Below are 18,576 nucleotides of genomic sequence, written 5' to 3' on the forward strand. Positions count from 1 at the left end.
CTCCTTCTTTATTATCCCGTGTGAGCGGGCGTTTTGTCAAGCGGTCCGACCTCGTTTTCCCCCCGCTTTTGCGCCCGGCGGCAGGCAAAAAAGCCCCGCGTCAGCGCGCCGAGCCCCCGGAAAAACCGGCCGTTTGCCATGGTCAGCAGTGCTTGCGCCATCTCCATGGTCACCATACCGTTCATCATTTTTGCGATCCCCCGGAAGGGCAGGTTGCAGATGAACAGGATGTTCAGATCCGGCTTTCCTTTGCGGATACTCCGGTCCTTCAACCAGGCCAGGAACCGCCATACCAGCCTTGCCGGCACACTTTTGGCATAGTACAGCTGGCAGACAGCGTCGTTTAGCTCCAGGGGCGCTTTCTTATCCCACCCCGCAGGCGGCAGGGGCCGCCCCAGCAGCGCCTCAAAGGCTTGGTCCGGCACATCAAGCAGCTCCGCACTATAATAACACGCCAGCCGTTCCGGTTCGTAGGGGCAGGGCGCGCCGGTGCCCTGCACGGCCACCCGCCCCTCCAGACGGATGTCGGCGCAGCTTGCCCCCACCATTATCCGGTATTCGCCCGCCTCCCGCTCCCAGCGGCCGGTTTTCACATTGAAATAACGGAACGCCTGCCCGCCCAATGGGATCGTGACCTGCTGGCGCTCCCCCGCCCTTAAATGCACCTTCGAAAAGCCCTTAAGCTCCTTTGCAGGGCGAAATACCCGGCCCCCCGGTAAACCCAGGTACATCTGGGCCACCTCTTCGCCATCCACAGTGCCCGCATTGTGCACCACAAAGCTTACCGCCGCCTCAGTCACCGCCAGTTCGCTGTACTCAAACCGGGTATAAGAGAGCCCGTACCCAAAGGCAAAACGCACCGGAACACCGGCTGTCTCAAAATAGCGGTACCCCACGTAAAGGCCTTCTCTGTATTCGGCGGTGCGCTGCCTGCCGGGCCAGCACCGGCTTACCGGCATGTCCTGCCAGGCAAGGGGCCAGGTCTGGGCCAAACGGCCGGCAGGGCAAACCTGCCCGCACACCACCCGCAGCGCCGCGCCCCCACCGGCCTGCCCGGGCAGGCCGGCATACACCAGCGCCCTGCACAGGCCCAGCCAGGGTGTCTCCACCGGGCTGCCGCCGGCCAGCACCACCACCAGGTTTGGGTTCACCGCGGCCGCAGCAGCCAGGGCATCCACCTGATTTTGGGGCAGGCGCATGTGTTCCCGGTCCAGCCCTTCGGTCTCGTAAATTTCCGGCAGGCCAAGGTAAAACAGCACCACCTCCGCCTGCTGTGCCAAAGCCACAGCCTGGGCCTTCAGCGCCTCATCCGGGGCTCCATTTCGCTCAAAACCCGGCGCATAGCCCACGCATTCCAGCGGCAACGCCTCCAGCGCCTCCAGCGCGCTCTCCAGGCGGGTGGGGTTCACCATGCTGCTGCCGGCCCCCTGGTAGCGGGGCGCAGCCGCAAAATCGCCGATCACCGCAACACGTGTGCCGGCGGCCAGGGGCAATATTTCACCCTCGTTTTTCAGCAACACCACCGCTTCCTCGGCGATCCTTGCCGCCAGGGCATGGTGTTCTTTTTCCGCGGGATCCGCGCTGCTTTCCGGCGGGCGGGCTGTGTTCAGGATCAGCTCCAGCAGCTCGTCCACTCTCCGATCCACGATCGCCTCGCTGATCTCCCCTGCCCGCACCGCTTCGGCAAGCTGGCGATCGCTGTCTCCCAAGGTGCCGGGCATTTCCAGGTGGCTTCCCGCCCGCACCCCTTCCACATGGTCGTTGGAGCCGCCCCAATCGGTCACCACCGCGCCCTCAAATCCCCACTCGCCGGTCAAAATATCGCCCAGCAAGTGTTCGTTTTCGTTGGCGTAGACCCCATTTACCCGGTTGTAAGAGGTCATGATGGATTTTGGCCGCCCCTCTTTTACTGCGATCTCAAACCCGGCAAGGTAGATTTCCCTCAGTGTGCGTTCGTCCACTACGCTGTCCGACGCCATGCGCAGCAGCTCCTGGTTGTTCACGGCAAAGTGCTTGGGGCAAGCAGCCGTGCCCTGGCTCTGGATCCCCCGGATATACCCGGCCGCAAGCTTGCCTGCAAGGTGAGGGTCCTCGGAAAAATATTCAAAGTTGCGCCCGCACAGGGGGCTGCGCTGGATGTTGAGCCCCGGCCCCAGCACCACGCTCACACCCTGGGCCGCAGCCTCCTCGCCCAAGGCCCGCCCCAGCTCCTCGCCCAGCGCGGGGTTCCAGGCACAGGCCACGGTGGAGGCGGAGGGCCAGCATGTGGCGGGCAGGCTCGCATTCAGGCCCAAATGGTCGCCCGCGCCCACCTGCTTGCGCAAGCCGCTGGGGCCGTCGGCCAGATAGATCGCCGGGATTCCCAGTCGTTCCACGGGTTTTGTGCTCCAAATGTCCCGGCCCGACAAAAGGCCGCATTTTTCCTCCAGGGTCATCTGCGCGATAAGCCGCTCGTGTTTCATGGCTCGCTCCTTCCTGGCCCGCCGCAAAAACCCGGCACTCCCCTGGTTTGCGGGAAGTGCCGGGCGGCGGGGCCGCGCCCCGCCGCGCACATTTGGTTCTTTATCGGGCCGCCCCCACGTTTCCAGGGGCTTTCACCTTCTTTTTTCGGAACAGGCGCACCGCGCAGTACACCAGCAGTGCCACAAGCGCTCCCAGCACCACCGACACACCGATTAGCGCCTTTTGCCAGCCGGGCATCAGGGTAACGATGTGGGAATCTTTGTCCATGCCGTTCATGGCATTGCTGTTTGCAATGGTATAGAGCACCCGGTGGGCGGCTGTGCGCACATTGTTCATCACCGTGGGGGTAAGCGCCTCGTCCTTTTGTTTCCACATACTGCTGGAAGTGTTCAGCCACAGGTCGTTGCCCGCCTCCAGACCCTCCAGGATATCGCAGTAATTGAAACTCGGGAACGAGGTCTGATCGGTCACGGCAAAGCCCTCAAAGCCCCACTCGCCGCGCAGGGTGTCGTTCATCAGGCCCTCATGGCCGCCGGACCAGCGCGCGCCCAGGCGGTTCATACTGGTCATTACGCCGTTTGCCTTTCCTTCGCGCACGCTCAGTTCAAACCCTTTCAGGTAGATCTCGCGCACCGATTGCTCGTTTGCAAACATAGCGCCGCCGGTGCGGTTGGTTTCCTGGTCGTTCAGGGCGAAGTGCTTGATGGTCACGATCCCGCCCTTTTCCTGGAAGCCGCGGCACTCAGCCGCCCCCAGCTTGCCCGACAAAAAGCCGTCTTCGGAATAATACTCAAAATTGCGTCCGCTGAAAGCGGTGCGGTGGATGTTCATGGCGGGCGCATACCAAATGCTGATACCGGTGCTGATGCTGTCCTCGCCCACCATGCGGCCCATCTCCTCTACCAGCTCGGTGTTCCAGGTGGAGGCCATCACCACTTCGGGCGGGTAGGCCATGCAGGAAATATTGCCGCCAGCCAGCGTGGCCGAGATCCCGGCGGGGCCGTCCTTGTCCACCGTGGCCGGGGCGTTGATCGATTCCACGGTCATGGTGCCGTAGCCGCCCCGGCGTACCAGGTCATACAGCTCCTGCTTGCTCATCTGGTCCAGCAAAGCCTCCCAGCGGGGATCGCTGAACTCGGCACCCATCAGATCCAGCAGGGTGAGCCGCCCGTACTCATCGCTCACGGTCTCAAATTTTGGCATCACCGCCGCCGGGTCTTCAGAATGACCGGTCTCCAGGTCCGCCAAAAGCTCGGCGCCCGCGGTCAGCCGGCCCTGCGCATAAGTCTCAGGCCAGGTGCCCTGCCAGTCGCTGCGGCTCAGGTAGGTAAAGTCAGGGTCATAGTACCGAATGTCGGTGGTCTCGAACTGGTTCGAGACGGGCTCGCCGGTGGCCCCGCTCACCGCATAGGTGGCGCTGTCCAGCGCGGGCTGGTGGTAGGTCCAGGCAAAGGCCGCGTCGCCCGGGCCGGTCATTCCGTCTTCCTGGGTCTTCCCTTTGGCCGTCAGAATGTTATTCAGTGCCTCGTGGGCGTTCTTTGCCGCGGTCAGGTAATAGTCGCCCGCGTCCAGAATGTAGGTCCCGTACCCTTCCGCGTCATAGGTCTTCAAAAGCTCTTTGTTCACAGAAACAGTCACCGTTTCCGCCTCGCCGGGGGCCAGAACGCCGGTTTTTGCAAAGCCCACCAACTCCACGCTGGCCTTTTCGATCCTGTTCTGCCTGTCATAATCGGTATAGGGGCTTTGCAGGTAAATTTGCACCACCTCTTTGCCAGCGGCCGCACCGGTATTTTTCACCGTGAGGCTCACCTCAAACACGTCGGCTTTTTCTGTCACCGCATAATCAGACCAGGCAAACTTCGTGTAGGAAAGGCCGTACCCAAAGGGGAATTGTACCTGCCGGGCGTAGTCGTAGTTCGCAGCGTTTTCCTTGCCCAGTACCACGTCTTCATAGCGGGTCTCATAATAGCGATAGCCCACGTAGATGCCCTCGGCGTAGACCATGTATTTATCGCCGCTGGCCACTTGGCTGTTCACAATGGTGTAATCTCCAAAATTCGCCATTGCCGGAGCACTGAATGCGTCGTAAGCCCAGGTGTCCACCAGCCGGCCGGAGGGGTTCACCGCACCGGCCAGTGCCTCGCCGATCGCCCACGCCCCTTCCTGCCCCACGGCGCCCACCCACAGGCAGGCATCCACAGGGTACTCGTTCAAAAAGCCCATCTCCATGGGATTGGTGGTGTTGATCAGCACGATCACCTTGTCAAAGCTGTCGCAGGCCAACTGCAAAAGATCCTTTTCGTCCGCGTTCAGCTCCAGATAATGGCCGCCCTCGTTCAGTCCCGCGGTCAGGTCAGCACTCTCTCCGCCGGACCGGCCGATCACCACGATCGCCGCGTCGCCATACGCGGTAAAACTGCCCTTCACCTCATCGGTGTAAAGCGCTTGGGGCACCTCATGGGCCCGGAACACGCCCGCACCGGTGATGCTGGGCACCTCCTTGCGGTAATCCTTGCCCGCGCCGGTCGTGTAAAACTCCCATAAGGTGGGGTTCACCACAAGACCCGCGGCCTCCAGCGCCGTCTTCAGGTCGGGGGCGCTGCTGGTGTCCACCGAGCCCGCGCCCGTGCCCCCATAGACCAGATCCACCGCGTTCTGGCTGAGCAAGCTCACCTTCGCGCCGGCTGCCAGCGGCAGCGCGCCACCTTCGTTTTTCAGCAGCACCATGCCTTCCCGCTCGATCTCGCGGCAAACCTCGGCCGCCCGGTCGTTCATTTCCTGTTCGGTTGCAAACGCGCTCTCGTAATACTGCGGGTCGGCGCCACCCTCGATCTTAAAGGTGGGTTGGCCCAGCGCCATCGAGATCATGGCCGAATAGGTGCTGGTAAGCACGTTCGCCGCCACAACGATCACTGCCAGCACCAGCGCCAAAAGGCTTACCAGCACCGCGCAAATTTTCCGAAGCACTTTTCTGAGCATAGGGTATGTCCCTCCTGTTTTTTTGTCGCCCCCCGGGCAAACAAACGCCCGGTTGATTCTTTCGATTAAAGCTTTTCCGGCTCAAACAGCACCGCCTCTTTGCTGTAAAATACCCGTTTGAGCAGGTAGAAGCAGCACACCGTAATGGCGGCGCCCATGGTCACGTCGGTGGCGAAATGGGCCCCCATGATCACCCGGCTCAGCATGCTCAGGGCCATCCACCCAAAAGCCACGCAATACAGGGCGATGTGCGCCTTGTTGGTACGCAGCCGGGGCAGGAAAGTGGGCAGCAGGGTGATCCACAAAATACAGGCCGCATTGGCTGAATGGCCCGAGGGAAAGCTCTTGCACTCGTCATCGGCGGTGAAACCCTGGGGGATGAACCACAGGGTGAACTGGCTGTCCGGGTCTGTCATGCTGCGCATGCGGGGCCTGCCCCAGAACACCTTCACGATATTGACGATGATCATTGCCGCCAACACCAGTAAGAGCCCCAGCGCCGCAGCCCGCCGCAGGGCCGCGGCCTGCTTTTTGCTGATCTTCACCGCCAACAATATTGCCGCCGCCGCATACACCACCCCCGTCAGCATAAATGCCTTGGGCAGGGGCAGGTACCCGGTGGGCATCACGCCCGCCATCAGCGCAAACAGCGCCATCAGCACCCCAAAACCGGCAATGTTCAGCGCCGCCAGCGCTTTGTTTTCCCGGGGCCGGGTCACGGCCAGCGCCGCGCAGCTGAACACCCCCACCAGGGTGCAGGGCAGCTCCGCCAGCCCCGCAAACAGATTCCCGAAGGGGCTGCTCAGGTCAAACAGCGCTTTGGAGATAGGCAGGTCCAAAAATGTGAACAGCAGCATCAGCACTGCAAACCCGCCAAGGAACGCCCATGTCTTGGTCTTTGTTCGTTGCATCATGTTTCCTCCGTTCTTTCCGCTGCACCTTTCGCCGCCGGGGCGCAGCCGTGTCCTTGTTTCCAGCATACCACCCACGAAAAGTCGCGGAGCGCCGCATGCATGAATTGTCTGTTTTCTTCCCAAACGGTTTTTCCCTTTGTGCAAAAGAGCGCCTCTTCCGGCCACTTATCGTGCAATTTGCACAAACGGGCGGAACAGGCGCTCTTTTACTCCTTTTCTTCGGGCAGCGGCAGCAGGACCCGCAGCTCAAACCAGTTTCTCTCGGCCCGCACAGTCACGGTGCCGCCATATTTCTTGGCGGTCTGCCGGATGCTTTTCAGGCCGTAGCCGTGGTAGTCCCGGTCCTTTTTGGTGGTCAGGGGCAGGCCGTCTTCAAACTGCAGCTCGCCTTCGCAATAATTTTCAAACCGCAGCAGCAAAAAGCCCTTCTGCTGGCTCACCGATACATGCACAAGCCGTTTTTCCCGGTTTGAGATAGTCTTTTCACACTCGATGGCATTGTCCAGGGCGTTGCCGAACACCGTGCAGATATCCATCACGTCCATGAAGTCCAGCAGCGTTCCATCAGCCACGCAGGTAAGGCCGATGCCGTGCTTTTGGCAGTAAAGGCTCTTGCCTGTCAGCAGGGTATCCAGCACCTGGTTACCCGTTTTGTTCTGCGCCTCATAGCTTTTGATGTCGCTCTCCATCTCGTCCAGCCAGGCATTTCGTCGGGCCGCATCGGGCTCGGCCCGAAGCGCGGCGATCTGGTGCTTTAAGTCGTGGTATTTGCGGTCGATCAGGTCGATGCTCTCACGGGATTGCTGGTACTGCACATACTGGTTCTGTAAAATATTGTCGATGGCGTCCAACTCGTGCTTCATGCGCAGCTCGCTCCGCTGCAGGTGGTATGCGTACAGGATGGCCAGCCCTCCCAGATCCATCAGGGTGCGGATGTTAAACACCTCCATGCGGTAACTGCTGCTGAAGGGAGTGTTCGTGAACACATAACTCAGATTGCTCATCAAAAATGCCGAAACGCCGATGACCGCTGCCGAGGCAAACTCGCGGCCGCTCACGTGGGGCAGCCGGCCGCCCGCCCGGGTGCGGCTTTCGATCATGTGCATCAGCGCGAACACCAAAAGGTAGACCCCCCCTAAAAAGGCCGATCGAAACCAGCTGGCAGTTCCTCCGCTGAGCTGAGCCGCGAAATAATAGAGCTGCCATTCCAGAGCAGCCGCAAATTCAGCCAGCAAAAAGGCCCGCACACAGCAATAACCCGCATCCAGCGCAGGCAGATCGCAGCAAGTGTAAATAAAGGCGAACATCAGGCCCACCGCCACAGCCATGCAAGGGATCCACCAAGTCACGGGCACACCGCCCGTCAGCTGTAAAAAAGCCCCCTGCACCAGCAAAAAAAATCCCGCCGCGGCCGCGAACCACCCTCCTCGCAGCCGCTTGCGAAAGGGGGCCATATATACAAGGCAGGCCAACCACTCGGCAAGGGCGGTGTAAAGGCGCGGGATGTTGGTCAGCTCAGGGCCGTTCATTTTACCGCCTCCCCCACAAAATTGGCAAGTGCCTCCAAAAATTCATTTTTGCGCGGCCGGCTGATCAGCAGCGCCTCGCCCTGAACCAGGGCACAGCCGTCCCGCACACCGTCCACCCGTTCCAGGTTCACAAGGTAGCCCTTGTTGCAGCGGAAAAAGCCCTGCCCGGCCAACTTTTCCTCCGCCTCCTTCATGGTACCCGCGGTCACGTGGTCGCCTTCATCGGTGTGAAACACAAGGCTGTGGCCCTGGCTCTCCACATATCGAACGCGTGCGATGTCCAATTTTACCGCCCCGCCCTTGATGGTGATGGTCATATAGCGGCGCGCCCGCTTTTTCATGCGGGCGATAGCTCGGTCCAGCCGCTGGCTGAAGGCAAAATAGCTTACCGGTTTGAGCACGTAATCCAGCGCGTCCACCGCGTAACCCCGAATGGCATACTGTGCCATGTTGGTGATAAAAATGATCACCACCTCGGGGTCGCGTTTACGGATCTCCTCGGCGGCAGTCATGCCGTCCATAAATTTCATCTGTACGTCCAGCAGAATGATATCGTATTGGGCGCGGTAGCCCTCCACGATCTCATCCCCATCCGAAAAGCAGCATACCTCCAGCGCTTCCCCGCTCTCGGCCGCGTAGCGCGCCAAATATTCCCGCAGCGCGGCCGCATAGGCTGGTTCATCCTCCACCACGGCAATGTGGATCATCCTGCACACCCTCCCGCCTCCATCGCTTTTCCGCACCAGCGGCACCCGTTTTTCTTTCTGTCTGTTATCATACCACTGTGTGGGCAAACCGTCCATGCCCCTTTCTCTGTGCTCTTGTTCAAAAACAGGGCGCCGCCCTTCTTTTAAAAGCGGTGCCCTGCTCTATGTTTTCCCTTATCCGCGCTTTTTGCAGCCCGTTTTGCAGGGCCCTGCGGTCAACCGGCGCAGCCCGCGCGGGTCATCCCCTGGTAGAGCAGGATCTCCAAAAAGGCCGACAGCATGCCGTCCCGCTCGATCAGCTCAAAGTTCACACCGTCCTCTTCCCGGCAGACGCGCAGCGCCTGCAGCACCGCCATACGGTTGTCCCCGTCGGGCTGCACCTTTACCGCATACTCCGCGCCGTTGATCTTCACTTCCACAGTATAGCTTGCCTCCAGCGGCTCCGTCCGCGCCCGCGCGATCAGAGCGCGGTAAAGCCGCTCGAATTCCCATTCTTCCAACTGCCGAATGACCATTGCTCCGCTTCCTTTCTGTGGTGGCCCGGCACTGCTTGAAAGAGGGTGCGGCGTATGGTATAATATTTACGCTGCATCTGCTTTCGGGCATGTGCCGGCAGGGGGAAGCGGCGTGCGTCTTTCGGAGAGCTTGCGCCGCTTCCTTCATTTTTTGAGGTCGTCCTTTAACTTTTTGATCCCGCGCCGGGTCGCTTCCATCTTGGTCACTTGTTGTTGGGCACAATACTCTGCAAGGATCGTCTTGCACTCTTCATCCAAGCGCACATGTATGGAAGTACCTTTGGGATTATCCGTAGGGCGCCCCATCTTCTTTTTTTCGGGCAATAGATTCGCCTCACTTTCGAAGTCCAAAATAAGTATATATTTTTGAAGCCCAAATGTCAAAATGTATTATGTTTTTAAATTCAGGAAAAACAGAACCCCCTTGCAGACCCACAGCCTGCAAGGGGGTTTGGTGCGGATGAAGGGATTTGAACCCACACAGTGTTGCCACCACTAGAACCTGAATCTAGCGCGTCTGCCAGTTCCGCCACATCCGCCTATTCTGTCCCGCCGCAGCGGAACAGTTAGAATTTTAGCATGCCGGGGCGGGATTGTCAACCATTTTTCAAAAAATTTTGTGCCGCATTCCGCGCCCGCTCATTGAAAAAGCCGGGCGCAGCGTGTATGATAAAACTATCATCAGCCGCCGCTCCACAGGGCGGCAGGGAGGAACTGTTTATGAACATCGTTTTACTGGAATCGCTCGGCATCCCGCCCGCGTCGCTGGCCCGCCGCACCGCGCCGCTCACCGCCGCCGGCCACACCTTCGCCGCCTTCGAGCGCAGCGCCGACCCCGCCGTTCTCATTCGGCAGGCGCAGGGCGCGGACGTGCTGATGCTGGCCAACATGCCCCTTCCCGGCCAGGTGATCCGCGCCTGCACACAGCTCAAATTCATCGACGTGGCCTTCACCGGGGTCGACCATGTGGACCTGGCCGCCGCCAAAGAAATGGGCGTTGCCGTCAGCAACGCCTCCGGCTACTCCAACGATTCGGTGGCCGAGCTCACCCTGTGCATGGCCCTCTCCCTGCTGCGCAATCTGCCCCAGGTAGACGCCCGCTGCCGCGAGGGAAAAACCAAGGACGGCCTTGTGGGCCGCGAGCTGCGGGGCAAGACCGTGGGTCTGGTGGGCACCGGGGCCATCGGCGCCCGCGTGGCCGAGCTGTTCGCCGCCTTCGGCTGCCGCGTGCTTGCCGCAAACGACCACAGCCGCAAGCCCAGCACCGCGCTCATCACCTACCTGCCTCTGGCTGAGCTTCTTCCCCAGGTGGATATTTTAAGCCTGCATTGCCCTCTGAACGAGGGCACGCGGGGCCTCATCGGCGCGCAGGCGCTCAGCAGCATCAAGCGGGGCGCCATCCTCATCAACGCGGCGCGCGGGCCTGTGGTCGACACCGCGGCCCTGGCTGAGGCCCTGCACGCGGGGCGGCTCGGCGGTGCCGGCATCGATGTGTTCGAGACCGAGCCGCCGCTGCCCACCAATCACCCCCTGCTGCACACCCCCAACACCATCGTTACCCCCCATGTGGCCTTTGCCACCAAAGAGTCCATGGAAAAGCGGGCCGACATCGTGTTCCGCAGCCTGCAGCTCTGGCTGCAGGGCGAGCAGATCAACAAGGTTCTCTGAGCAAAGCGCGGGCTGCCGAACAAACGGCAGCCCGCGCTTTGTGTTCCGGTTCAGGCCGCGCCGGCGGTCTTTTTTTGGGCGCTCAGCATGCTGCGGATGATGTCGCCCAGGCCGCAGCGCAGCAGCAGCAGGCAGAACAGGCCCCCGGTCACGGCACAGCTGATCAGCAGCACCGGGATATCCCCTTCTGCGCCCGAAAAACGCACCGCAAGCTGCCCTGCAAGCGCCGACACACCAAACAACAGGGTCGGCTGCAAAAACCAGCGGTACCACCGGGTGCGGATATCCGCCACCTTGGAGATCCGGAAGATATTCAACAGCGCCGATGAAATGTTCGACACCAGCATCACAAACAAAAAGCCCTTCATGCCCGTGCGGGGCAGCAGCAGGATCACCAGGGCGATGCGCAGGGTCGAATCCCAGATGCTGTAGCGGAAGGTGGCCACCTCTTCGCCCAGGCCCTTCAGAACCGCGTCCCCCATCGAGTCCAGATACATCCCCGGCAGCACGGGGCCCAGCACCAGCAGGTAAAAGGCAATGCTCTCATCGTGGTAAAGCAGCCGCGCCAGCGGTCCGGCATTCAGCGCGATCAGCCCCCCCGCCAGCACCGAGAACATGTTGGTGAACAGCATGATGCGTCCCACCAGCGTTTCCAGCGTTTTTTTATGTCCCAGAATGTGCGCCTCGGTGATCTCCGGCAGCAGCAGTGTGGCCAGCGGGTTCAAAAAAGAAAACGGAAACAGCAAAATCGGCATTGCCATGCCCTTCAGCGCACCAAACTGGGCCAGGCTCTCTTCCCGGCTGCCCAAAAACACCAGCAGGCAGGCGGGCACCAGAATGTTCTCCACCGTGCGCAGCGCGCTGTCCAGGCAGCGCCCGCCCTCCACTGGAGCCACGATGTGCCACATCCGCCCGGTCGTTCCCGCCGGCAGGTACGGCCGCGCGCCGCCGTACAGGCTTTTGGAATCCTTTTTATAATACCAGACCATCAGCAAACAGCTCAGGATCTCGCTCACCGTATTACCGATCACCACGGCCGCGCAGGCATATTGAATGCCCCAATCCAGCACCCGGGGCATCAGCACCATCACCAGGGCAATGCGTACCACCTGCTCCCAGATCTGCGACCAGGAGTTCGGCCCCACCTGCCGCCGGGCAAAAAAGTACCCCCGCAGGGCCGTGCCCACCGCCATAAAAGGCAGGCTGGGCGCCAGAATTTTAAGCGATAACTCTGCCCTTGCGTCCCCCAACCAGTACTTGGCCGCGGGGTAAGCCAGCACAAACTGCACCGCCGCCGCCGCCAGCCCCAGCTCCAGCCCCAGCCGCACCACCCGGTTCAGCACCCCTGCCGTGCGCCCCATGTCCGGCTGGGTCAGCTCCTCTGCCGCCAGGCGGGTGGCCGCCACCGACACGCCCGCCGTGGCAAAGGTAATGCACAGGCTGTAGATGGTGAAGATGAGCTGGTATAAGCCCATGCCCTCCGCGCCGATCCTGGCCGCGATATAAATGCGAAAAAACATGCCCGCCGCCCGCAGGGCCAGGCCTGTGACGGTCAATATGACTGCGTTTTTAAAATACGTGCGCACTTTGCCCATGCTGCCGACCTCCTGTTCATCAATGGATATGCCGCCGGCGGACAAAGTATGAGGCTCCGGGCGCGGGCTTTCCTTTTGGCAGTGTTTGTGGTAGTATAGGAGTGGTATTTTTGCACACATTTGTTTTTGAGGGGAGCGTTCTTTCTATGATCGAATCCATTCGCGCCTCGGCCGCCGCGCTGCAGGCCCATCTGCCCCAGCAGCCTGCCGTGGGCATTGTGCTGGGCAGCGGCCTGGGCGAACTGGCTGAGCAGCTGGAACAGCCGGTCGCTGTGCCCTACGGGGAAGTGCCCGGGTTTGCCCAGTCCACCGCGCCGGGCCATGCGGGCCGCTTTGTGGCCGGCCGCCTTGCGGGCAAGCCGGTGCTGTGCATGCAGGGCCGCCTGCATTTTTACGAGGGGCATCCCATGCAGGCCATCGCCTTCCCCATCCGGGTCATGAAGGAACTGGGGGTGCGCACCCTCATCCTCACCAACGCTGCCGGGGGTGTGAACACAAGCTTTTCGGTGGGCGATCTCATGGTCATCGAGGATCACATCAACTTCATGGGGCAGAACCCCCTCACCGGCCCCAACGACGAAGCGGTCGGCCCCCGCTTTTGCGATATGACCTTCGCCTACACCCCCGCTTTGCGCCAGCTGGCGTTTCAGGTGGCCGCCCGGCAGGGCGTGACCCTGCAAAAAGGCGTATACCTGGGCTACATGGGCCCCAGCTACGAAACCCCCGCCGAGATCCGGGCTTTCCGCGCCCTGGGGGCCGACGCGGTGGGCATGAGCACCGTGCCCGAGGTCATTGCCGCCAGCCACTGCGGGCTGGACGTGCTGGCGGTGAGCCTGATCACCAACATGGCCGCCGGCATCGAAAAGAAAAAGCTCTCGGGCGAAGAGGTCATCGAGATCGCAAACCGGCGCGCCCAGGTCCTGCAGGGCCTCATCAGCGGCGTGATCGCTGCGCTGTAAGCGCTGATTTTCGGGCTTCTGCCCGTGTATATAAGGAGAGAAGAAAATGAGCGATTGTACCCATGATTGCAGCAGCTGTTCTCAGAATTGCTCCAGCCGCCAGAGCCCGCAGGACTTCCGCGAGCCCCCGCACGAGCTCAGCCGGATCAAAAAGGTCATCGGCGTGGTCAGCGGCAAGGGCGGCGTGGGCAAAAGCATGACCAGCGCCCTGATGGCGGTGGAGCTGCGCCGCCGGGGTTATGCGGTGGGCGTGCTGGACGCCGACATCACCGGCCCCTCCATCCCCAAGCTCTTCGGCATCCACGGCCGGGCCGTGGGCGACGAGAACGGCATCTGGCCCATCCAAAGCCGCACCGGCGTGCAGGTGATGAGCATCAACCTGCTGCTGGAAAACGAGGAGGACCCCGTTGTGTGGCGCGGCCCGGTGATCGCCGGCGCGGTGAAGCAGTTCTGGCAGGAGGTCATCTGGAAGGACGTGGACTTTTTATTCGTGGACATGCCCCCGGGCACCGGTGACGTGCCTCTCACCGTGTTCCAGACCCTGCCTGTGGACGGTATCCTGGTGGTGGCGAGCCCCCAGGAACTGGTGAGCATGATCGTGGGCAAGGCGGTAAAAATGGCCCAGATGATGAATGTGCCCATCCTGGGCGTCATCGAAAACATGAGCTATGTGCAGTGCCCGGACTGCGGCAAGCGCATCAACGTGTTCGGCGACAGCCATGTGGACGAGATCGGCGCGAAATACGGCGTGCCGGTGCTGGCAAAGCTGCCCATCGACCCGCGCCTGGCCCAATGTGCCGACAGCGGCGCCATCGAGACCTATGAGCACGAGGCCCTGGCGGGCGCCGCCGACGCGGTGCAGGCCCTCCTCGGCTGAAACCGGAGGGGTGCGCCATGAAAAAAGGCCGTTGGAAGCAGATTGTAAGGCAGAATCTTTCCCCTACCCTGGTGCTGGGCTGGCTGGCCGTGGCGGCCGTCGTCTTCGGCCTGGGGCTGTGGGCATGGCAAGGCCTTTGACCCGATCTTGATTGAAAAGAGCAAAAGCGCGGGCCGCCGCGCCGCCGGAAATTCCGGCTGGCGCGGCGGCCCGCATTTTTCTGTTTTAAACAGGTCACGCGTCCGTGACCGCGGCAAACAGATCGTTCAGCGCCTCGCTCATGGTGGGGTGGGTGTAAATATTGTCCCGCAGCACGGTGTAGGGGATCTTCGCGTCGATGGCCAGCTTGAGCAGATTGATCAGCTCGTGGCTCTCGGCGCAGAACAGGTGCGCGCCCAGGATATGGCCGGTGTCGGCGTCGATCACCGCCTTGAGCAGGCCCACCGGCTTTTGCAGCACCTGCGCTTTCGGGATGGCCCCGGCCCCCAGCCGCGCGATCCCCACCCGGTAGCCCGCTGCCCTCGCTTCGGCCTCAGTCAGGCCCACCCGCGAGAAGGGCGGGTCCAGAAACACGCTGTAGGGCACCGCGCCCCGGTTTTGGGTGGTGCGGCTGCCGTCGCCCAGCAGCTGGCTTTTCACAATGCGGAAATCGTCCAGCGAGATATAGGTGAACTGCAAGCCGCCCGCCACGTCGCCCATGGCCCAGATGTTGGGGGCGGTGGTGCGCATCCGCTCGTCGGTCTTCACAGCGCCCCGCTCGGTCAGCTCCACCCCGGCCGCCTGCAGGTTCAGCGCCGCCACATTGGGGCGGCGGCCGGTGGCCACCAGCACCGCATCGGCGGGCAGCTGCTCCCGGGTCCCGGCAAAGGCCACGGTGACCAGGGCCTGGCCGGCCCGGTCCTCCACAGCTTCCACCCTTGCACTGCGCAGCACCCGCACGCCCCGGCTTTCCAGGCTCTTCAGCACCTCGGCCGCCACCTCCTGGTCCTCCCGGGGCAAAAACGCTTCGCCGTCCTGCACCATGGTCACCTGCGAGCCAAAATTCGCGTAGATGGAGGCAAACTCCACCCCGATGTACCCGCCGCCAATGATCACCAGCCGCCGGGGCAGCTCACGAAGTTCCAGCATGCCCTCGCTCAGGTAAACGCATTCGCTCTCCTGCAGGCCCGGGATGGGCGGCACAAAGGGCCGGGCACCGGTGTTGATAAAGATCTTTTGCGCCTCCACCTCTTCCCCGCCCTCCGGGGTACTCACCGCCAGATGGGTGGCGTCCAGAAAAGCCGCCTCGCCGTCCAGCACCGTCACGTTCGCAGCGTCGGCCAGCTTGTGGTAGTTTTTGTCCCGCAGCATGCCGGTAAGGCGCTCTTTTTCGTCGATGGCCGCGGCGTAGCGGGCTGCCTTTTCCGCAAAGCTCCCGCCCTGCAACGCCGAAAGGCCTGCGCTGTGATGCAGCGACTTTGAGGGGATACAGGCCACATTGATGCAGGTGCCGCCGTACATTTTTTCCGAGCGCTCGATCAGGATCACCCTTTGGCCCGCTGCCGCCAGGGCCCCGGCCAGGGTCTTGCCTCCCTTGCCGAACCCGATGATCGCCGCGTCTGCTTTTTTCATCTTTTTCTCTCCTTCCCCCGGCCTTCAGCCGCCGGCCTGTGCGCTGCCGGGCGCCGCGCCGAAAATGTGCTGCACGATGCCCCCAATGGTGATCTCGCCCAAGCGCTCCTTGCAGCGCTCGTTGAGATCGGTGTAGATCCCATCCATAACTCCCGCCATGCCCGAAGCCACCAGGCAGGGTTTTTCCCGGTCGCCGCTCTTCCAGCCTGTGCTCACAAAACACAGCTCCATCGCTTCGCCCACCTGGCGCAGGGTGATCTCATCCCCGCTTTTGGTCAGCTGGTAGCCCCCGTCGGCCCCTTCCTTGGTGACCAAAAAGCCCGCCTTTTTCAGCTTTGCCAGTACCTTGCGCACCCGGGCGGGGTTGGTGCAGATATTTTCCGCCAGTTCGTCGCTGGAAAGCGTGACCGCCTTGTGCTCCATATACACCAGCGCGTGCACCGCCACATTGAAATCACTGTTCATCTTCCTGCGGCCTCCAATCTGTATCTTTTTTAGTTATAGTTAAAAGATATCATCTCCGCCGCAGATTGTCAAGCAAGGGCCGCATCCCGCGGTTTCAGTAAACGCCGCCCGCCCGGCGCACCAATTCTTCCAGCAAGCGCTGCAGCTTGGGTATAACCGGGTGGTCCTGCAGGCCGTAGTCGGCGGCCAGCCGCTGCATGCGGGGAAAACCAAGCCAGGTGCTGCCCGCCCCGTCCTGCCAGATGGCGATGCGCAGCGGCAGTTCCAGCGCTATGCTCTGGTCGGCCTGCATCAGGCCGGTGCCCACCTTTGGCGCGCCGAACACCAGCACGGTGGTGGGCCGCAGCTCCAGCCCCGCCTCCCGGGCGTTTTGGGCGTGATCGAACTTGGCAAACACCGGGATCTTGCGCTCCGCCAGCTCTTTTTCCAGCCGCCGCACGGTATCCTCCACCGGCAGCTGGCCTTCCAACAAATAGAGCTTGTGGTCGTCGTAATTGGTGGAGAGCAGATCCCCAAAGGCGCCGGCGATGCGCCGGCCCAGGTTGGTAAAGTCAACCCCTTCCTTGTTGGCCAGCAGGGTCACGCACACCAGCTCCGCCGCGTCGGTGAAACGGCTCAAGAAGGCCGAGTATCCCGGCGTCGAGCCCTTGATGTCCATCAGGCCGCGGTGCTTGTAGAACTGCCAGCCCGCCACGGCGGGCACGGTGCGGCCGTCCGGCAGCTGCCAGGGCGCATAGACCATCGCCTGGTGTTCCGGTTTGTGAATCAACACGCCCCCGGCCAGGCCGATATCCCAATACGAAACATCCTGCGCGCTGGCCCAAATATCCCCAAACCCCCGCAGCGCCGAGGAATCCGCCCCACAGGCCACAGGGTATTGGGCGAGGCCAGCCGCCGCTGCTTCGCGTCCGAAAGGCCGTACCCCACCACCCGGGGGATATAAGGCGCCTGTACGATCGCCAAGGTAAGGCCGTCGATCTGTTCTTCCTTCATGAAGTCCCAAATCATCTGATCCACGGTTTGGCCCAGGTAAGAGGTATCGGCGCTGCCGCGCATTTTCACGGTCCCGTGTTCGTTTGTGTTCATGGTCGTTTCCTTTCGCTTGTCTTGCCTATTTCCGAAAAGCTCCACGCTCTCCGGTCAATCCTCGGTCACGATATCGTAGGGCCAATCCCGGATACCGCCGAAGTCGTATACCTGGGTATAGCCCATTTCCACCAGTTTGTTCGCGGCCTGCTTGCTGCGCACCCCCGTGCGGCAGTGCACCAGCAGCACCGCGTCCAAGTCCGGAAGCGCCTCGGGCGGCTCGCTCCCGATCGTCTCGTTGGGCACCAGCACCGCGCCCGGAATGTGCCCTTCCCTGTATTCCTCCTCGGTCCGCACATCCACCACGGTCACGCCGCCCTCGTCCATCCTTTGTTTTGCCTCTTCGGCGGTGATCCTATGGTAAGCCTGCGCCTCTGCGCTTTCGCCGGCTGCCCCGCCGCCCGCGTCGCCCTGGCTTGCCGCGGGCAGGCTGTCCGCGGGCGCGGCCCCCCGTGCGGAACATCCCGTCAGCAGCAGCGCCGCCAGGATCCCCCCTGCGATCCAATGCTTCATGTCGCCCCTCCATTCTGTAATCATTTTAATTTCAGTTTCTGTTTATAACTATATACGTATTGGTTACAGTTGTCAAGCCTTTTTTAAAATAATTCCGGTGAAAAGCAAGCGTGTTTTTCGCCGGAATCGCAAAGCGGACGGGGGGCCTTGCATCTTTTCGCAAAATCGGGTATAGTATAGGTATCACTTGGGCCCGTAAAGGTTTCGACGGGGAGAGTGAAGCGCGAGCAGCGGGTAGTGGATGGGGGCCACACTTTAAACGCCTCCAAAAAAATAGCTAACAACAATAAATTAGCTGTCGCTGCCTAACTAAAGGCGGCTGTCCTGCCCACTCAAGTGCCGTGTGGGGCCAGGGCATCATTTAGGCACTGAACGTGAGCCGCCTCAAGCTTTGCGGGCGGCCATGACCCCATGAAGCTACCAATGCGGCGGCCTGTTTGCCGGCCTGCCGCAAAGGGAATGTTGTAGACAGGCTGCACCCGGAGATACTCTCGCGGATCGCTTTTCGGACACGGGTTCGATTCCCGTCGGGTCCACCAAACAGGCATTGGACGAACACCTATTGTTTCAAGGGCGGCTTTGCCGTGACGGTGGGGCTCTGATGTCAAAACAAAAATGGCTGTTGCAAAACGAAAATTTTGCAACAGCCATTTTTTATTAATCGTCGAAAACCCTTGTTGAAATCAGCCGTCTTT

The 18,576-nt window shown here is 61.5% G+C and carries 16 protein-coding genes, 1 tRNA gene and 1 other RNA gene; 5 read left to right on the forward strand and 13 right to left on the reverse strand.

Going from position 1 to position 18,576, the window contains the following annotated elements:
* Nucleotides 1-11 precede the first annotated feature (11 nt).
* The 7 genes from ACMLHZ_RS08040 to ACMLHZ_RS08070 all read right to left on the reverse strand — a co-directional run bounded on the left by ACMLHZ_RS08040 (nucleotide 12) and on the right by ACMLHZ_RS08070 (nucleotide 9,646).
* Nucleotides 12-2,462 carry a glycoside hydrolase family 3 C-terminal domain-containing protein gene (locus ACMLHZ_RS08040; protein WP_418667237.1) on the reverse strand — a complete coding sequence of 817 codons (2,451 nt, stop codon included), beginning with the start codon at nucleotides 2,460-2,462 and terminating at the stop codon, nucleotides 12-14.
* A gap of 100 nt (nucleotides 2,463-2,562) precedes the next feature.
* Nucleotides 2,563-5,442 carry a glycoside hydrolase family 3 C-terminal domain-containing protein gene (locus tag ACMLHZ_RS08045; protein ID WP_418667238.1) on the reverse strand — a complete coding sequence of 960 codons (2,880 nt, stop codon included), beginning with the start codon at nucleotides 5,440-5,442 and terminating at the stop codon, nucleotides 2,563-2,565.
* A gap of 65 nt (nucleotides 5,443-5,507) precedes the next feature.
* Nucleotides 5,508-6,353, reverse strand: a complete 846-nt coding sequence (locus tag ACMLHZ_RS08050; RefSeq protein ID WP_418667239.1) for a phosphatase PAP2 family protein — start codon at nucleotides 6,351-6,353, stop codon at nucleotides 5,508-5,510.
* 209 nt (nucleotides 6,354-6,562) lie between these two features.
* Nucleotides 6,563-7,885 (reverse strand): ATP-binding protein, encoded by a 1,323-nt coding sequence (locus ACMLHZ_RS08055; RefSeq protein ID WP_418667240.1) that lies wholly within the window; start codon nucleotides 7,883-7,885, stop codon nucleotides 6,563-6,565.
* A complete protein-coding gene (locus ACMLHZ_RS08060; RefSeq protein WP_418667241.1) occupies nucleotides 7,882-8,592 on the reverse strand; it encodes a LytR/AlgR family response regulator transcription factor in 711 nt (236 codons plus the stop codon). The genes ACMLHZ_RS08055 and ACMLHZ_RS08060 overlap by 4 nt, the downstream gene beginning before the upstream one ends.
* Before the next feature lie 215 nt (nucleotides 8,593-8,807).
* Nucleotides 8,808-9,107 carry a hypothetical protein gene (locus tag ACMLHZ_RS08065; RefSeq protein ID WP_418667242.1) on the reverse strand — a complete coding sequence of 100 codons (300 nt, stop codon included), beginning with the start codon at nucleotides 9,105-9,107 and terminating at the stop codon, nucleotides 8,808-8,810.
* Nucleotides 9,108-9,559: 452 nt separating this feature from the next.
* Nucleotides 9,560-9,646, reverse strand: a tRNA-Leu gene (locus ACMLHZ_RS08070).
* A 181-nt stretch (nucleotides 9,647-9,827) separates the two neighbouring features.
* Between ACMLHZ_RS08070 and ACMLHZ_RS08075 the strand changes: the two genes are divergently transcribed.
* On the forward strand, nucleotides 9,828-10,775 hold the full coding sequence (locus tag ACMLHZ_RS08075; RefSeq protein WP_418667243.1) for a 2-hydroxyacid dehydrogenase: 948 nt from the start codon (nucleotides 9,828-9,830) through the stop codon (nucleotides 10,773-10,775).
* Between the two features lie 50 nt (nucleotides 10,776-10,825).
* Here ACMLHZ_RS08075 and ACMLHZ_RS08080 read toward each other — a convergent pair whose 3' ends face one another.
* A complete protein-coding gene (locus ACMLHZ_RS08080) occupies nucleotides 10,826-12,370 on the reverse strand; it encodes a polysaccharide biosynthesis C-terminal domain-containing protein (RefSeq protein WP_418667244.1) in 1,545 nt (514 codons plus the stop codon).
* A gap of 146 nt (nucleotides 12,371-12,516) precedes the next feature.
* Between ACMLHZ_RS08080 and ACMLHZ_RS08085 the strand changes: the two genes are divergently transcribed.
* Genes ACMLHZ_RS08085 through ACMLHZ_RS08095 form a run of 3 tightly spaced genes read left to right on the forward strand, consistent with a single transcriptional unit; the run spans nucleotide 12,517 to nucleotide 14,346 of the window.
* The gene (locus ACMLHZ_RS08085; RefSeq protein WP_418667245.1) at nucleotides 12,517-13,329 is read left to right on the forward strand and encodes a purine-nucleoside phosphorylase; all 813 of its coding nucleotides are present in this window, start codon (nucleotides 12,517-12,519) and stop codon (nucleotides 13,327-13,329) included.
* A gap of 46 nt (nucleotides 13,330-13,375) precedes the next feature.
* Nucleotides 13,376-14,206, forward strand: coding sequence for a P-loop NTPase (locus tag ACMLHZ_RS08090; protein ID WP_418667246.1), 831 nt, complete (start codon nucleotides 13,376-13,378; stop codon nucleotides 14,204-14,206).
* Nucleotides 14,207-14,223: 17 nt separating this feature from the next.
* The gene (locus ACMLHZ_RS08095) at nucleotides 14,224-14,346 is read left to right on the forward strand and encodes a hypothetical protein (protein ID WP_418667247.1); all 123 of its coding nucleotides are present in this window, start codon (nucleotides 14,224-14,226) and stop codon (nucleotides 14,344-14,346) included.
* Nucleotides 14,347-14,440: 94 nt separating this feature from the next.
* Here ACMLHZ_RS08095 and ACMLHZ_RS08100 read toward each other — a convergent pair whose 3' ends face one another.
* The 5 genes from ACMLHZ_RS08100 to ACMLHZ_RS08120 all read right to left on the reverse strand — a co-directional run bounded on the left by ACMLHZ_RS08100 (nucleotide 14,441) and on the right by ACMLHZ_RS08120 (nucleotide 17,881).
* The gene (locus ACMLHZ_RS08100; RefSeq protein ID WP_418667248.1) at nucleotides 14,441-15,817 is read right to left on the reverse strand and encodes an FAD-dependent oxidoreductase; all 1,377 of its coding nucleotides are present in this window, start codon (nucleotides 15,815-15,817) and stop codon (nucleotides 14,441-14,443) included.
* A 24-nt stretch (nucleotides 15,818-15,841) separates the two neighbouring features.
* On the reverse strand, nucleotides 15,842-16,282 hold the full coding sequence (locus ACMLHZ_RS08105) for an RrF2 family transcriptional regulator (protein ID WP_418667249.1): 441 nt from the start codon (nucleotides 16,280-16,282) through the stop codon (nucleotides 15,842-15,844).
* 94 nt (nucleotides 16,283-16,376) lie between these two features.
* Complete coding sequence (locus ACMLHZ_RS08110; RefSeq protein WP_418667250.1) at nucleotides 16,377-17,051, reverse strand: DUF302 domain-containing protein; 675 nt, start codon at nucleotides 17,049-17,051, stop codon at nucleotides 16,377-16,379.
* Nucleotides 17,048-17,368, reverse strand: coding sequence for a hypothetical protein (locus tag ACMLHZ_RS08115; protein WP_418667251.1), 321 nt, complete (start codon nucleotides 17,366-17,368; stop codon nucleotides 17,048-17,050). The genes ACMLHZ_RS08110 and ACMLHZ_RS08115 overlap by 4 nt, the downstream gene beginning before the upstream one ends.
* A 54-nt stretch (nucleotides 17,369-17,422) precedes the next feature.
* The gene (locus ACMLHZ_RS08120) at nucleotides 17,423-17,881 is read right to left on the reverse strand and encodes a rhodanese-like domain-containing protein (protein ID WP_418667252.1); all 459 of its coding nucleotides are present in this window, start codon (nucleotides 17,879-17,881) and stop codon (nucleotides 17,423-17,425) included.
* 189 nt (nucleotides 17,882-18,070) lie between these two features.
* On the opposite strand from ACMLHZ_RS08120, the gene ssrA reads away from it, so the two are divergent.
* Nucleotides 18,071-18,420: a transfer-messenger RNA gene (gene ssrA / locus ACMLHZ_RS08125) on the forward strand.
* Nucleotides 18,421-18,576 lie beyond the last annotated feature (156 nt).

The organism is Allofournierella sp. (genome assembly GCF_048388525.1).
Taxonomy (GTDB): domain Bacteria; phylum Bacillota; class Clostridia; order Oscillospirales; family Ruminococcaceae; genus BQOK01.